The 15,444-nt window shown below is 71.4% G+C and carries 13 protein-coding genes; 5 read left to right on the plus strand and 8 right to left on the minus strand.

Annotation, left to right across the window (positions count from 1 at the left end):
* Positions 1 to 2: 2 nt before the first annotated feature.
* On the minus strand, positions 3 to 1,397 hold the full coding sequence (locus tag JK363_RS22745; protein WP_201876849.1) for a glycosyltransferase 87 family protein: 1,395 nt from the start codon (positions 1,395 to 1,397) through the stop codon (positions 3 to 5).
* Positions 1,398 to 1,631: 234 nt separating this feature from the next.
* On the opposite strand from JK363_RS22745, the gene JK363_RS22750 reads away from it, so the two are divergent.
* Both JK363_RS22750 and JK363_RS22755 read left to right on the plus strand, forming a co-directional pair.
* Positions 1,632 to 2,099, plus strand: coding sequence for a nuclear transport factor 2 family protein (locus tag JK363_RS22750; protein WP_201876850.1), 468 nt, complete (start codon positions 1,632 to 1,634; stop codon positions 2,097 to 2,099).
* 61 nt (positions 2,100 to 2,160) lie between these two features.
* Positions 2,161 to 2,739: a GNAT family N-acetyltransferase gene (locus JK363_RS22755; protein ID WP_201876851.1), complete on the plus strand. Its 579-nt coding sequence runs from the start codon at positions 2,161 to 2,163 to the stop codon at positions 2,737 to 2,739.
* Here the strand turns inward: JK363_RS22755 and JK363_RS22760 are convergent, their stop codons facing one another.
* Both JK363_RS22760 and JK363_RS22765 read right to left on the minus strand, forming a co-directional pair.
* Positions 2,740 to 4,395, minus strand: a complete 1,656-nt coding sequence (locus tag JK363_RS22760) for an amidohydrolase (protein ID WP_201876852.1) — start codon at positions 4,393 to 4,395, stop codon at positions 2,740 to 2,742. It lies immediately after the preceding gene.
* A gap of 64 nt (positions 4,396 to 4,459) precedes the next feature.
* Positions 4,460 to 5,968: an APC family permease gene (locus tag JK363_RS22765; RefSeq protein WP_201876853.1), complete on the minus strand. Its 1,509-nt coding sequence runs from the start codon at positions 5,966 to 5,968 to the stop codon at positions 4,460 to 4,462.
* A gap of 175 nt (positions 5,969 to 6,143) precedes the next feature.
* Between JK363_RS22765 and JK363_RS22770 the strand changes: the two genes are divergently transcribed.
* The gene (locus JK363_RS22770) at positions 6,144 to 6,863 is read left to right on the plus strand and encodes a TetR/AcrR family transcriptional regulator (RefSeq protein ID WP_201876854.1); all 720 of its coding nucleotides are present in this window, start codon (positions 6,144 to 6,146) and stop codon (positions 6,861 to 6,863) included.
* 30 nt (positions 6,864 to 6,893) lie between these two features.
* Here the strand turns inward: JK363_RS22770 and JK363_RS22775 are convergent, their stop codons facing one another.
* Both JK363_RS22775 and JK363_RS22780 read right to left on the minus strand, forming a co-directional pair.
* On the minus strand, positions 6,894 to 7,676 hold the full coding sequence (locus JK363_RS22775; protein WP_201876855.1) for an SDR family oxidoreductase: 783 nt from the start codon (positions 7,674 to 7,676) through the stop codon (positions 6,894 to 6,896).
* 94 nt (positions 7,677 to 7,770) lie between these two features.
* Positions 7,771 to 8,952, minus strand: coding sequence for an aminotransferase-like domain-containing protein (locus JK363_RS22780; protein WP_201876856.1), 1,182 nt, complete (start codon positions 8,950 to 8,952; stop codon positions 7,771 to 7,773).
* A 140-nt stretch (positions 8,953 to 9,092) separates the two neighbouring features.
* On the opposite strand from JK363_RS22780, the gene JK363_RS22785 reads away from it, so the two are divergent.
* A complete protein-coding gene (locus JK363_RS22785; RefSeq protein ID WP_236076022.1) occupies positions 9,093 to 9,998 on the plus strand; it encodes a hypothetical protein in 906 nt (301 codons plus the stop codon).
* Between the two features lie 115 nt (positions 9,999 to 10,113).
* Here JK363_RS22785 and JK363_RS22790 read toward each other — a convergent pair whose 3' ends face one another.
* From JK363_RS22790 to JK363_RS22800, 3 genes are all read right to left on the minus strand, one after another.
* Entirely contained in the window at positions 10,114 to 10,323 is a 210-nt protein-coding gene (locus tag JK363_RS22790; protein ID WP_201876857.1) for a DUF397 domain-containing protein, read from the minus strand.
* 185 nt (positions 10,324 to 10,508) lie between these two features.
* Positions 10,509 to 11,381: a helix-turn-helix domain-containing protein gene (locus JK363_RS22795; RefSeq protein ID WP_201876858.1), complete on the minus strand. Its 873-nt coding sequence runs from the start codon at positions 11,379 to 11,381 to the stop codon at positions 10,509 to 10,511.
* A gap of 353 nt (positions 11,382 to 11,734) precedes the next feature.
* Positions 11,735 to 12,484 (minus strand): GOLPH3/VPS74 family protein, encoded by a 750-nt coding sequence (locus JK363_RS22800; protein ID WP_201876859.1) that lies wholly within the window; start codon positions 12,482 to 12,484, stop codon positions 11,735 to 11,737.
* Between the two features lie 254 nt (positions 12,485 to 12,738).
* Here JK363_RS22800 and JK363_RS22805 point away from each other — a divergent pair, with 254 nt between their 5' ends.
* The gene (locus tag JK363_RS22805) at positions 12,739 to 15,396 is read left to right on the plus strand and encodes a D-alanyl-D-alanine carboxypeptidase (protein ID WP_201876860.1); all 2,658 of its coding nucleotides are present in this window, start codon (positions 12,739 to 12,741) and stop codon (positions 15,394 to 15,396) included.
* Positions 15,397 to 15,444: the final 48 nt, after the last annotated feature.

Raw genomic sequence — 15,444 nt, forward strand, 5'->3', positions numbered from 1 at the left:
CCCTAGAAGGGCCCGCCGACACCCCTCGCCGACTGCGGCAGGCGCTCCGGCGGGCGTGTGCCGGGGCCCGCCGGGCGCGGCAGGTCCGGGGCGGCCGCGGGGGTGTGGGCCGCGCGCAGGACCAGCCGGGCCAGGACGGCCAGGAAGACCAGTCCGATCAGCGGGTAGACCGCGGTCAGCAGCATCTGGGCCGGGTTCTGGTGGAGTTCGACCCGTGTCGCCTGGGCGTGCGGCACGTACCAGAGCATGAAGGAGCAGAACAGCAGCCAGGTCACCACCGCCCCGGTGATCCACCCCGCGGTGCGCCGCCGCGCCGCCTCCAGGGCGAGCAGCAGCCCCATCGGCACCGCCCAGACCCAGTGGTGCGACCAGGAGACCGGGCTGATCATGAGGGCGGTGACCGCGCAGCCGACGGCTGCCCAGGCGCGTGCGTTCGGCAACTGCCGGTCGTCCATGACCTGGGCCGCGACCGCCGCGGTCAGGCCCACACCGCCGACCAGCGCCACGGCGGCGACCCACCACAGCCCCGGGTCGGGGGTGTGCAGCAACCGGGCGAGGACACCGCGGAGGTTCTGATTGCCCGCGCCCTCGATGTCCCCGGGGCGGTCGGTCGCGAACAGCACCTCGGTCCAGAACCGCCGGGAGTCGTGCGGCAGCGCGAGCGCCGAGAGCCCGACCGTGCCCGCGAAGACGGCGGTGGCGACGACGGCCCGCCGCAGGTGGTCATTGCAGAAGGCGGTCAGCGGCCTGCCGTACAGCCGCAGCCGCCGCACCCCGGCCACCAGCCCGGCCAGCGCCAGGAAGACGACGAAGAGCCCCGGGGTCAGCTTGATCCCGGCGGCGATCCCGGTCCCCAGCCCGGCCCCGCGGTGGCCCGCCCGGCGGGTGAGGTCCCACAGCACCAGCACCGTGACCAGCAGATTGATCTGCCCGAAGCGCAGTGTCGTCCACACCGGCTCGCACCAGACCGCCACCGCCGCCAGGGCCAGTACGGCGGCCGGACGCGGCAGGGCGCGCGGCAGCCCGGTCAGCCGAAGCGACAGATGGGCGAGCGCGACCATCAGGGCGAGGTTGACGGTGGTGCCGAAGGTCCGCAGGGTGCTCGTCCCCATCAGGGTCAGCGGGGTGAACAGCAGAGAGGCGAAGGGCGGATACGTATTGGGCAGATTGTGGACCGTCGCCCGCATGTCGTAGAGGTCCGCGGCGTTGCGCACCGTCCAGCCCTCGGCGCGGTAGACCAGCAGATCGACCATCGACACCTGGGCGGCTCGCTGGGCGATCCAGAACCCCGTGAAGGACAGCAGGCACAGAACCGCCGCGCACAGCGTCGGACGGCGGAGCACGAAGGCGCGGGCCGGATGCGTCGCGGCAGCGGGGCGCGTCTGTGTCGAGGTCACGGGGGAGGCTCCAGAGCGGCCGTGGGGGGACGGCGGGTCGGCGGTTCGGAGGACCAGCGGATCGGCGGCGGTCGGCACAGACGGCCGACCCTAATACGTTCCGGAGGATGACCCGGGCGGAGGAGAGGTTGCTCACAGGAGCGGGCGAGTTGACCATGACCTGCGAGGTCATCGACGTACCCGAGGGGCAACGGCCAGGATCGTGCCGAGCACGGACGAGAGGGGACAACCCGTATGACCAGCATCGACACCACCACCACCGCCGCCGTCACCGAGCGCACCCGGGCCACGGTCCAGGAACTGCTGGGACGGCTGGTCGAGGGCGACCCCGAGCGGATCGCCGCGCTGTTCGCGGAGCGGGTCGACTGGCAGATCGCCGAGAACCCGGCCGCCTGGTGGATCCGTCCCCGCTCCACCCGTGCCGATGTCGCGGCCCACTTCCGCGACCTGGCCCAGGGGGTCCAGCCGGACCCGGACGGCAACACCGTCGACGCGGTGGTCGTGGACGGGCCGGGGGCGGTGCTCACCGGGACGCTCGCCGGGACCGTCCGCGCGACCGGCCGCCCCTACCGCTCGCCCTTCGCGATGCGGCTCACCGTCGAGGACGGGCTGATCACCCGCTACCGCATCTACGAGGACAGCCTCGCCATCGCCGTCGCCTGCGCGCCCGCCGACCACGAGCCGCCCGCGGTTCGGGCATAGGGCCCGTCTTCCAAGGAGCCGCCCTCGCACGGCGGAGGAGACGGATCCTAGGCTGAGCGCCATGACCGCAGCCGTCCCGGTGATACGCGATGCCGCACCCGCCGACCTCGACGCCGTGGCGGCGATCTACGCGCACTACGTCACCGAGACCGTGGCCACGTTCGACGAGACACCGCCCACCACGGCCGACTGGGCACGGCGGCTGGCCGAACTGACCGAGCGCGGGCTGCCGTTCCTCGTCGCGGACACCGGCGACGGCCCCGGGACCGGGCCCGCTCCCGGGGCGGGCGGCATCGCGGGTTACGCGTACGCCGCGCCGTACCGGCCGAAGCCCGCCTACCGCCACACCGTCGAGGACAGCATCTACCTCGCCCCCGGCCGCACCGGCGCGGGTCTGGGCCGCGCCCTCCTCGAACCCCTGCTCGCCCGCTGCGCGCGGGCGGGGATGCGGCAGGTTGTCGCGGTCATCGCCGACAGCGGCGACGCGGCCTCGACCGCGCTGCACCGCCGCTTCGGGTTCACCCCGGCGGGGCGGCTGGCCGCCGTCGGGCACAAGCACGGCCGCTGGATCGACACCACACTGATGCAGCGCGATCTGACGGCGGCAGCGCCCGGTACGGCGGCCGGGGACGACGCCTGATCAGGCGTCATCCGCCGCGTACACCCGCTCACCTCCTACGAAGGTCTGGAGCACCCGGCGCTCGGCGATCTCCTCCGGCGGGCCGTCGAAGGGGTCGCCGTCCAGCACGACGAGGTCGGCGAGCTGACCGGGGGCGATGGTGCCCGTGTCGTCCGCGTGGTTCACATACGCGCTGCCCGCCGTGTACGCGGTGATCGCCGCCTCCAGACCGATGCGCTGCTCGGGCAGGAACACCGGGGCCCCCGCGTCCGCTCCGGGCAGCCGCCGGTTGACCGCGACATGGATGCCCTCCAGCGGATCGGGGCTGCTGACCGGCCAGTCGCTGCCCGCGGCGAGCGTGGCCCCGGCCCGCAGCAGCGCGCCGAACGGGTACTGCCGGCCACCGCGTTCGGGTGTGAGGAAGGGCAGGGTCAGCTCGTCCATCTGCGGTTCGTGCGCGGCCCACAGCGGCTGGATGTTGGCGGTGGCGCCGAGCGTGCGGAAGCGCGGCACGTCGGCGGGGTCGACCACCTGGAGATGGGCGAGATGGTGCCGGGTGTCACGGTGGCCGTTCGCGGTCCGCGCGGCCTCGACCGCGTCCAGCGCCTCCCGTACGGCGCGGTCGCCGAGTGCGTGGAAGTGGACCTGGAAGCCGTGCGCGTCCAGTTCGGTGACGTACTTCTTCAGCTCCGCCGGATCGACGAAGCTGATCCCGGAGTTGTCGGAGGCGCAGCCGCAGCCGGTGAGATAGGGGCCGAGCATGGCCGCGGTGTGGTTCTCGGCGATACCGTCCTGCATGATCTTCACGGTCGAGGCGCGCAGCGCCCGTCCGCGCCCGGTGGCCTCCCGGCGGGCGATCAGCTCCGGTATCTGCTCGGCGCCGCGCGCCCGGTCCCACCACAGCGCGCCGACCACCCGGGCGGTGAGCAGACCGCGGTCGATGGCCGCGTGGTACACGGGTGTCGGGTCGCTCATATTGGCGTAGGCGCCGACGATGGCGTCCTGCCAGCCCGTGATCCCCAGCGAGTGCAGTACGGACTGGGCGCGCAGCAGGGCTTCGAGCTGCTCGTCGGGTGTGACCCCGGGCACCAGTGAGCCGACGAGTTCGGTGGCGCCCTCCTGGAGCATCCCGGTGGGGTTGCCGTGCTCGTCGCGTTCGATCCGGCCGTCGACCGGGTCGGGGGTGCGGGCGTCGATGCCGGCGAGCTGGAGGGCACGGGAGTTGGCCCAGGCGCCGTGGTGGTCGCGGTTGGGCAGATAGACCGGCCGGTCCGGGACGATGGCGTCGAGCATCGCGGCGGTGGGGGTGCCGCCGGGGAAGGCTTCCATGGACCAGCCGCCGCCGGTGATCCAGGCGGCGTCCGGATGCGCGTCGGCGTAGGCGGCGATCGCGGACAGATAGGTGTGGGCGTCGGTGGAGTCGGCGAGGTGGCACTGTCCCAGCTCGATACCGGCGCCCAGCGGATGGACATGGGCGTCCTGGAAGCCGGGCAGCAGCAGCCGCCCGGCCAGGTCCACCACCTCGGTACCGGGCCCGGTCAGCTCGTCCACCGCGTCCTGACCGACGGCGACGACGCGCCCGCCGCGTACGGCGACGGCGGTGACCCGGCCGAGGGCCGGGTCACCGGTGTGTACCGGGCCACCGGTGAAGACGAGATCGGCGGTGGTGTCGGACATCAGTAGAGCTCCATGGGGGGTTGTCGAACGTGTCAGGTGTCGGAGGAGAAGGCTCTGGAAGGCTTTACGGGGCAGTGGTCTCAGAGGCGGCTCCGGCCGGCTGGTCCATCGGCAGCAGCAGCGCGTCGCCGTCCGTACCGCGCCCGGTGACGAAGTACGGCGAACGCCGCCGGTACTTCGCCCACGCGGCCATGACCAGTCCGCTGGCCACGATCGCGCAGGGCAGGGAGAACATGAACCAGCCGTTGTCCGGGTTGAGTTCGAAGTGGTCGGTGCTGGTCAGATACGAGTAGCCGAGGTAGCTGCCGATCCCGAGCAGGGCCAGCCCGGACGCCGCGGGCACCCCGACCGCGAGCACCGCCTCGCGCGCCCCTTGGTGCAGCGCGGAGCGGAAGCGCACGGCGCAGGCGATCGCCGTCAGGCCGTAGTAGAGGGCGACGACCAGGCCGATGGAGTTGACCGCGGCCAGGATCATGTCGTTGAGCTTGGGGATGGCCAGGGCGAGCAGGGCGACCACGGTGGCGATGGCCATCACCAGGACGGTGCCGGCGGCCGGGGTGCCGTGGCGCGGGTGGACCCGGGTCCACACCTGCCCCATCGTCCGGTCCCGGCCCATGGCCAGCAGTCCGCGGGCGGTCGGGATGACGGAGGACTGGACGGAGGCCACGGCCGAGAACATCAGGGCGAGCAGCGGCAGACTCGCCCAGGGCTCGTCGGCCAGCTTCGCGCCGAGGTAGGTGAAGCCCTGCGGGCCGTTCGCGATCAGCTCGGTCAGGCTCATCTCCCGCTGGAAGGCGACCGAGGCGAAGATGAAGAGCCCCAGCATGGCGAAGAGCGCGATGAACCCGCCGCGCGCCGAGTTCCCGACCTCCTTGGTCTCCTCGGTGATGCTGAACGCCGCGTCCCAGCCCCAGAAGAAGAACACGGCCAGCACCAGCCCCTGGGCGAACGCCTCACCGCTCTCGATCGCGAACGGGTTGAACCAGGAGAGCGATATCGAGTGCTCACCGGTGATCAGCGCCCAGCCGCAGAAGAACAGCAGCACCGCGTACTCGAAGACCAGCAGCCACGCCTGGAGACGGGTGGCGCCGCGCACCCCCTTGACAGCCATGACGGTGACCCCGGTGAGTATCACCAGTCCCACGACGGTGGTCACGGCGGTCGAGTTGGGATCCAGGGTGATCCCGGCGACGCTGTTGAGATGCGCCTTGTTGGCGAACTGGAGGATCACCGATCCGGTCACCGCGCTGGTGTACGCCAGAAAGATGATCACGCCGACGATATTGACCCACCCGGTGAGGAACCCGGGCCAGGGCCCCAGTGAGGCGCCGACCCACGTATAGCCGCTGCCGCAGTTGGGCTCGGACTTGTTGAGCCGGGCGTAGGAGTAGGCGATGCCGAGGACCGGGATGAAGGCGAGCAGAAGCATGATCGGGCCCTGGAGCCCGACGGTCAGGGCGAGGGTGCCCATGCCGATGGCGATGCTGGTGGTGGCCGCCGTACTGGACGCGGCGATGGCGACGCCGTCGATGACGCCGAGCGAGCGGCGCATCTCGGGGGGAGATTGGGACATGACGGGCTCCTCACGGAGGACAGGGGGACGGGGAAGAGCCGTACGGGTGCCACGCATGGAACAACGGGTGCCAAACTTGCGTCAATGGTGTTGACATAAGAAGTCGGGAGCCTTTCACTGCCCAGAACGACAGCAGAGGTGAGAGCGGGGCGGCAGCCGCGGAGAGGGGCCCACCATGACCGGCGCAGCGGATGAACGCATCCCCCACCAGCGCAGACGCCGTCGACCCACCCGCTCGGGCACGCTGCTGTCCGCCGAGCTGATCGTCGACTGCGCCCTGCGGCTGATCGGTGAGCACGGTCCCGAGGCGCTGAGCGTGCGCCGTCTCGGAGCGGCCCTGGGCTGTGATCCGAGCGCGGTCTACCGCTACTTCCGCAACACCGACGATCTGCTGCTGGCGGTCGCGGACCGGATCATCGGCGATTCGATGGCGGGCTTCGTCCCGGGGTCGGACTGGGTGGACTCGCTGCGCGAGATGGCACGGCGGGTGCGGGACGGCTATCTCGCCCATCCCCGGGCCGCCGCGCTGGCCTCGTACCGGGTCACCCGCAGGGAGAACGAGTTCCACTCCGTCGAGACCGGGGTGGGCATCCTGCTCCGGGCGGGCTTCGCCCCCGCCCGCGCCCTGCGGCTCTATCTGGCCTTCGTGGACACCGTGCTCGGCCATGCCGCCCTGGACGCGGCGACCCTGGCGCTGCCCGCCGCCCAGCGGGAGACCGACGGCTGGGCGTCCACCCTGGCCTACCGGTCGGTCGACGCGGACGTGTATCCCGTGCTGGCGTCGGTCCGCGACGACCTGGACATCCTGGCCGAGAGCTCTTTCGAGGACGCCCTCGAGCTGGTCCTCGCGGCCCTGGTGGCTCAGGCGCCGCGTGGTGCGCCGGGGACGGAGTGAGCCGCGTCGGTCCGCGCCGCCGCCGGGACCCTAGCGCATCAACTCACCGGCGTTGACCAGCAACGACTGTCCGGTGATCGCACGCGCGCGGTCGGAGGCCAGAAACACCACGGCCTCCGCCACCTCGCCGTCCGTCGCCAGTTCGGGCAGCGCCATCCGGCCCGCGAGGCGATCCCTCACCTCGGCCTCGGATACGCCCTCGGACCGCGCCGCGAGGGAGACATAGCCCTGGACCGGGGGACCCCACATCCAGCCCGGCTGCACGGTGTTGACCCTGATCCGGTGCGGGCCCAGTTCACGCGCCAGCCCGTACATCGCCGAGACCAGCGCCCCCTTGGAGGCGGCGTACGCGGTCTGGCGCACCTCGCTGGGGGCGGCGACCGACGACTGGGTGCCGATCAGCACCACCGAACCGCCCCGCCGGCTGAGCGCGGGCAGACAGGCGCGGGTCATCCGGAGGGTGCCGAGCAGATTGATGTCGACGACCCGGGCCCAGGCCGCGAAGTCGGCGTCCTCCAGACCGCCGAAGTGGCTGTCCAGCGCGGCCACATGGACCACGGCGTCGATACCGCCGAACCGCTCGACGGCCAGGGCGGCCAGGGCCTCGCACTGGCCCTCGTCCGCGATGTCGGTGACCCGCCAGGCGGTGTGCGTGCCGTCCGGGTCGAGCTCCGCGGCGGCCCGGGACAGCCGCTCCCCGGTCCGCGCGCCGAGCACGGCGTTGGCACCGTCGCGGACGGCCGCGGCGGCCACCTGGTGCCCGAGACCGGGGCCGACTCCGGAGACGACCACGGTCTTGCCGCGCAGCAGCATGGCGTACCTCCCGGGGGCGGCTGTCAGGGGCGTCAGGTTAAAGCTGCCGTCCCGAGAAGGCCAGAGCCCGACGGGAGTGACCGAGCCGTCGTGGTCAGTGCAGCGCCTTGGCCAGACGGCGCAGCCCCTCGGCGATCTCGTCCGGGGTGTGGGTCACGAAGGACAGCCGCATCGCCGCCGGATCCGGATCCGCGGCGAAGAACGGCGCGCCGGGGACGAACGCCACGTCGTGCTCCACCGCCACCCGCAGCCGCTCCGTCGCGTCGTACCCCTCCGGCAGCGACGCCCACACGAACATCCCGCCCTCCGGCCGGTTCCAGCGGGACCCCTCGGGCAGCGCCCCGGCCAGCCCGTCGAGCAGCGCGTCCCGGCGTTCCCGGTAGGCCACGCGCACCCGGGACAGATGGGCGTCCAGATCCGCGTCAGTCAGATAGCGCGCCGCCGCGAGCTGGTTGACCGTCGGGCAGTGCAGATCGGCGGCCTGCTTGACGATCACACAGGCGCGGAGCAGTGCGGCCGGGGCGCGCAGCCAGCCGAGCCGCAGCCCCGGCGCCATGATCTTGGAGTAGCTGCCGAGCAGCACGGTCCGGTCCGCGGCCCGCGGCCCGGCCGCGATCCACGGCACCGGCTCACCGGCGAACCGCAGCTCCCCGTAGGGGTCGTCCTCCACGATCCACAGACCGTGGCGCTCGGCCACCGCCGCCACCGCCTCCCGGCGGCCGGCGGGCAGCGTGCGTCCGGTGGGGTTCTGGAAGGTGGGGACGGTGTAGAGCAGCTTCGGCCGTTCGCGCCGGACGAGTTCCGCGAGCGCCTCGGGGTCCAGCCCCTCGTCGTCGCCGGGCACCGGCACCACCCGCGCCCCGGCGAAGGCGAAGCACTGGAGCGCCGCGAGATAGGTGGGGCTCTCCACCAGCACCGTGTCGCCCGGCTCCAGCAACGCGGTGGCCAGCAGTGTCAGCGCCTGCTGTGAACCGCTGGTGATGAGCAGGTCGTCCGCCCCGGTGTGCAGTCCGCGCGCGGTCAGCCGGGCGGCGGTCGCGGTGCGCAGCCCGGGGTCGCCCTCGGTGGTCGAGTACTGGAGGGCCGCGCCCGGCACTTCGGTCAGTACCCGCCCGAAGGCGGCGGCGATGCCCTCGCTGTCGAACAGCTCGGCCGCGGGCATCCCGCCCGCGAAGGAGATCACCTCGGGGCGGGCGGTGAGCGCGAGGAGGTCGCGTACCGGCGACCCGGCCACGGACGCGGCACGGGTGGCAAGGGCGGGGACATCGGCGCGCATGGGACTCTCCTGGCTCCTCGGCTCGGGAAGGTGCGCGCAGCCTATGGCGGACCGGTCGTGCACGACCGAACTGTCCGCGATCCGGTCGCGCACTCCCGCACCCCTCCACAACTGACGAATCGTCAGCTAAACCTGGGGAGATGAGAACCGACTCCAGCGACTCCAGCGACTCCGATGCGGACCGCGGTGCGGACGGGGGCGGGACCGGCGGCGGGAACGCGCACCCCGACCGGTACGCCGAACTGGCCGCCACCGGCCCGTACGGGATACGCCCCGGGCACGCCCTGATCACCATGGTCGAACCGCATCCGGGCCATGAGTACGCCTACAACCGCTGGTACGAGGACGACCACTTCATCGCGGGCGCGATGGCGATGCCGTGGATCTTCGCCGGGCGCCGTTGGGTGGCCACCCGCGATCTCCAGCTGCTGCGTTATCCGGAGCGGTCGGCGGTCGCCCGGCCCGTCACCGCGGGCTGCTATCTCAGCGTCTACTGGATCACCGAGGGGCGCTATGAGGAGCACATGCGGTGGACCGTCGCGATCAACAAGCGGCTGAACCGCGACAGGCGGGTGCACCGCGAGCGCACCCATGTGTTCACCGCCTTCCAGGACCATGAGCTCACCGTCTACCGGGACGGCGCGGCCGGTCCGCGCGATCACCACGCCCTGGACCACCCCTACGCCGGGCTGGTCCTGGAGGTCATCGACACCGAGGGCCCCGAGCGGCGGGCGGAGTTGCTCGACTGGCTCGGCTCCCGCCATCTGCCGCGGCGGCTGGCGGGCTCCTCCGCCGCGATGGTCACCGTCTTCCGTCCGACCCCGCTGCCGGGGGACCGGATGTCGTACGTCAAACAGGTCGAGGGCGTCGACACCAGGCTGACGCTGCTCTGGTTCCTGGAACGTGACCCACGGGAATGCTGGGAGCGTTCTCTCACCGGACTCGACGGGGAGGTGGCGGAGTCCGGGCTCGGCCGGGTGGAATTCGTGGCGCCCTTCATTCCGACGATTCCCGGGACGGACCGATTCGTCGACCGGCTCCGCTGAAACCGGAAATGCCGCGAGCCCTCTCGGCAGGGACGGCGGCCGGTCGAGAGGGCTCGGAGGCTATACGGTGAACCCGCACCGCCGACCGCTCTGCCGCGGTCGTGCGTAACGGAGATCAGTCGAGGTCGAAGGCGCCACGACGGACGTCGGACACAAAGGCCGACCACGAGGCGGGGGCGAAGCCGAGCGTCGGGCCCTGCGGGTCCTTGGAGTCGCGCACGGCGATCTCGCCGACCATCGGGGAGGAGATTTCCACGCACGCGCCGTTTCCTGCCGAGTACGAGGATTTCACCCACATACTCGTCTTTCCCTGCTGAATGGACACAATTGCTCCGATGCGTTTTGTTGAGGAAGTGCACCCCGTGTCTGGAGGCGAGACCGACGTTACTCGGCAACATCGTCGGCGCAGGGGGCCGTTCACTCGACCGGATGGCATATTCCCCTGGCCCCTTCCTCGGGGCGGTGCGGAGGTGTAACCTCCGCTCGCTTCAACGGCTCGGAGCCACGTCGTCAGCCCTCCCCGTGCCGACGCGCGTGGTCCTGGGCCACCTCACTGATGAACTGGCGGCTCTGGTCCACATTGAGCGCCTGCGCGCGCAGATGCTCGTACATCATGCTGTAGCTCTGCACATCGCTGAGCTTCTCCAGATAGAGGTCGCTGGTGACCCCCTCCAGATAGACCACGCTGGTGTCCGACTCGTCGGAGAACTCGAGAATGGTGAACTGCCCGCTCATCCCCGGATGCGAGCCCATGCCGAACGGCAACGCCTGCACCGTCACATGGGGCTCATGGCTCATCCGGACCAGATACTCCAGCTGATCGCTCATGATCTTCGGACTGCCGACCACCCGCCGCATCGCCGCCTCGTCCACCACGGCCCACAGCCGCAGCGGCGCCAGCGGATCGGTGATGCGCTCCTGCCGCCGCAGCCGGACCTGCACCCGCTGGGCGATCTGGTCCTGCGGCGCCTCCGGCAGCGCACCGCTGATGACCGCCTCCGCGTACTCCGGTGTCTGCAACAGACCGGGCAGCACCTGCGGTTCATAGACCCGCAGGGACGCCGCGTCCGTCTCGAATCCGATGTAGACGCTGTACGGAACGTCACCGAACGCGTTCCACCAGCCTTGCTGGCGCGACTCCTTGGCCATTTGCATCAGGGAATCGACCAGCGCCTTGTCCTCGACCTTGTAGGTCCGGCAGAGGTCGCGCACATCGCGCTGGCTGATGCTGCGCCGTCCGTTCTCCAGTCTGCTGATCTTCGACTGGGAGACCATCAGCTCCTCCGCCACCTCCTCCGCCGTCATGCCCTTCTCCTGGCGGAGTCTGCGCAGCTCCTGACCCAACCGGCGTCGCCTGACAGTGGGGCCGACGTTCGATGTCACGGGACGTGCACCTCCGGCTTCATAGCGCTGATTTCTGCTGTTCAGCCTGCCACTACCGGCCGGGGCCCCGCTGGGAAATGGCTCCACAAAAGCGTGCGAACGCACGCGCGGGGCGGTGGGGCGGCCGTCGTCCGGGTCGGCCGTCCCACCACCCCGCGCGCTTCAGCGGCTCCCGAACCGGTCGGTGGGGACTGCGGTGCGGTCGGTGGAGCGGATGTGGTGCATGGTCTTGCTCGATGTGGTGCGGGTGTTGCGCAACGCCCCGGCGGTGCCGGAAAACGGCCCGGCGGTGCCGTGAACGGGCCCCGCCGCCCTGCTGGGCGGGTCCGCGGCGTGTGGTGCCCCGAGAGGTGTCAGCGCGCTCCGACGCGGGCCATGCCCGCGCGACGGGACGGCTGGGCCGGAACGCCGGCCGCGGGCTCCGCCGCGGACCGTGCCCCGGACTGCCGGCCTGCGGCCGGTGCGCGCCGTGGTTGCGCCGCGACACCGTTCTGCACGTCCATCACGGCGTGCGCCACGAGACCGCCCATCGGGTCGTGCCGGATCAGATCCCGGAGCCTGGAGCGCGAGGAGCGCCCCTCGTTCCCGGGATACAGGTGCTTGCCCAGCCCGACCGCATGGGCCAGGGCGGCAAGCGCGGCGGTCCGCGGGTCCGGCGGTACGCCGGTGCGGATCGCATTGTCCAGCCGGTTCCTGATCTCCCGGCTGATCGCCGTATCCGTCGCCTGATAGCGAGTGGTCGGCAGCACCCCGCACATCTGGCCCGCCACGGCATGCACCATGCCGCAGCGCTCCAGGTGCGTGAGGTACGTCTGGCGCAGCCCCAGCCGGGGCCCGCCGATCCAGTGGACAGCCCGGACCGGGCTGCCGCGTCGGCGCAGCAGCTCCAGTGCGGAGTCCAGAGTCGGATCTCCGGTCGGCCGTGGCAGCACCACGGCGATACGATCCCCGTCAGGGGCTATCCGTCCGGCCAGAGCCAGCTCTACTAGCTGTGCTCCGGCCAGACCGAGGTCGAGCGACTGCGGCTGCGCCGTGGTACCCGTGGTCGGGTCCAAAGCGAGCAGCAGAAGCTCCTCCGGAATTGTTCTGCGGCTCCTGCCCATCCATGCCTCCCCGCGTGGATGAATGACAGGGTGACCCCTCTCACATTGGTCTGTCGAGAGTGCCTGGTGGATTTGTGTGGGAACCAGTAGGTATGTCTTTCCCGTCTAGCAGGTGGGCGTGCCCCTGAAGGCACTCTCCGGCGGTGACGCTGCGCGGCTGCGTGCCGGACGCGCAGGACACTGGTAGAGGTTGGGCTGCGGGACGCGGCGTCAGAAGGCGCCGGACGTCCCGCGATACGTACGAGGAGGCATCGGTGGCGGGCGAGTCCCCCGGCAAGTCGGAGCAGCAGAAGTCGTCGGGGGAGACGGCTCGGGGAGAACGCGATCCGCGGCTCGCCGTCTTCCAGGAAGGGGAGGCGGCCGGGGGCGCGTCGGCGGTCGCCGTCGCGTCCGACAACCCGGAGGCCGAACCCGAGTCGGCTCCCGAGGAGAGCGGTTCGCCGAAGGCGGACCGGGCGACAGCGGTCTTCCGCACCCTGCGGGACGCGAAGGACGCCGAGGGTGCCTCGGACGCCGAAGCGGAACCCGAAGCGGAATCCAAGCGACCGGATGGCGCGGCGGACGGTGAGGGCGGCGGGGACGCCGACGGCGCCGAGGGTGCCGACGACGCCGAGGCGGCCGACGTTCGCGATGGCGAAGGCGGCGAAGGTGGCGACCCCGCGGAGGGTGCGCGGGCGGAGTCCGAGCCGGAGGCTGAACCGGAAGCGGGGGCCACGGCTTCGGGGCTGCCGACCCGCCCCAAGTCCGGGGCGGCCGCACGGGAGAGCGCACAGCCCGACAGTGAATCCGGCAAATCGGATGATTCGGGCAAAGCGGCTGCCGCGGATGTCGCTCCCGAGGAGCGCGACGCCCGGCTGCGTCAGGCGGTGGCGACCTGGGTCGCCACATCCGACAGCGACACCGACGCGGATGCCGATGAGGACTCCGGCGACGAGGCGGACTCCGCGAACGCCACGGCCGACGCCACGGCCGACGCCACGGCGGACGCTGACGCGGACACGGATGCGGACGACAGCGAGCCGTCCGCCCCGTCCGTCGACCAGCGGACCGCGGTGTTCCGTGCCCTGAAGCCGACCTCTGCCGCCAAGGCCAAGGACAGAGCCGGGGACAAGGCCGAGGACGAGGGCAAGACCGAAGACGAGGGCAAGGCCGAGGACGACGAGGACAAGCCCGTCGACCGGGCCACGGCCGCCTTCGGGGTGCTGCCGGGCAAGGGTGCCCCCAAGAACGGCAAGGACGGCAAGGACGGCGCGGACAAGGACAGCGCCTCCAAGGACGGCAAGGACGGCGAGAAGCGCGTCGACCAGCCGACCACGACCTTCAAGGCGCTCACCAAGAAGCCCGACGCCGAGAAGCCCGACGCCGAGAAGCCCGAGACCAAGAAGCCCGACGCCGGGAAGAAGAAGCCCGCGGCCGAGTCCGAGAATGAGCGGACCAGCAAGTTCGTACCGCTCCGCTCGGCCGACGCACCGCCCGCCAAGCCCACCAAGCCTGCCGAGCCCGCGGCCCCGTCCGCCGAAGCGCCGTCCGCCAAGCCCGCTGACGCGTCCTCCGGGGCGCCCGCGCTCCCCGAGGCCGAGCGGACCAAGCAGCAGCCGCTGCCGCCGCTGACGCCCGACGGAAAGCAGCCCGCGCCGCTCGATCTGCTGGCGCAGCTGACCAATACACCGCCCAAGCCCGAGACTCCGATCCGTACAGCGGTGCGCCGGGTCAAGATCTGGACGCCGCTGGTCGCGCTGCTCGTGATCATCCTGGGTGTCGCCCAGGCCGTGCGGCCGCTGCCGGAACCGGAGTTGAAGCTCACCACCGACGCCACCTACTCCTTCGAGGGCGGCAAGCTCTCCATGCCGTGGCCCTCCCAGGGCCAGTCCGCCGTCGAAGTACAGGGCGTGGGCAGCCTGGGCACCTCCGGCGCCCAGAAGCCGGTGCCGATCGCCAGTGTCACCAAGGTGATGACGGCCTATGTGGTGCTCAAGGCGCATCCGCTGAAGGCCGACGCGGAGGGTCCGCCCATCAAGATCGACAAGACGGCGGCCCATGAGTCCGGGTCCTCCGACGAGTCGCGGGCGTCGGTCAAGGAGGGGCAGAGCTTCACCCAGCACCAGCTGCTCCAGATGCTGCTGATCAACTCCAGCAACAACATCGCCCGGCTGCTGGCCCGCTGGGACGCCGGGTCGCTGGACGCGTTCGTGAAGAAGATGAACGACGCGGCCAAGGACCTGGGCATGAAGAACACCACCTACACCGACCCCAGCGGTCTGAAGTCCAGCACCAAGAGCACCGCCGAGGACCAGCTGAAGCTGGCGAAGGCGGCCATGGAGTTCGACGCGTTCCGGTCCGTGGTGGCCACCCCCAACGCCGAGATCCCCCAGCTCCACGACCGGATCTACAACAACAACAATCTGCTGGTGAAGCCGGGCGTGATCGGCATCAAGACCGGTTCCAGCACCCCGGCCGGCGGTGCGCTGATGTGGGGCGCCGAGAAGACCGTCGAGGGCAAGAAGCAGCGGATCCTCGGTGTGGTGCTGGGGCAGCACAGCGGCGGCACGCTGGACGAGAGCCTTCAGCTCGTGCAGACCAACAGCTACAAGCTCATCACCGCGTTGCAGAACGGGCTCACCTCGGCCAGGGTGGTGAAGAAGGGCGATGTCGTCGGTCATGTGGACGACGGCCTCGGCGGCACCACACCGGTCGTCGCCACCAAGGATCTGACGGCGGTCGGCTGGTCCGGTCTGACCGTGGATCTGAAGCTGACCGACGGCGGCAAGACCGTTCCGCACTCCGCCAAGGCGGGCGCGGTCGTCGGCGAGCTGACCGTCGGCACCGGCCCGGGGCAGCTCAAGGCGCCGGTGGCGCTCCAGGACGACCTCTCCGAGCCGTCGTTCGGCTCGAAGCTGACCCGTATCACCTGACGGGCAGGGCAGCCCGGAGGTGAGGGACCGGCCCCGGCGCGGGAAGCG

Source organism: Streptomyces coffeae, assembly GCF_016741875.1.
Lineage (GTDB): Bacteria > Actinomycetota > Actinomycetes > Streptomycetales > Streptomycetaceae > Streptomyces > Streptomyces coffeae.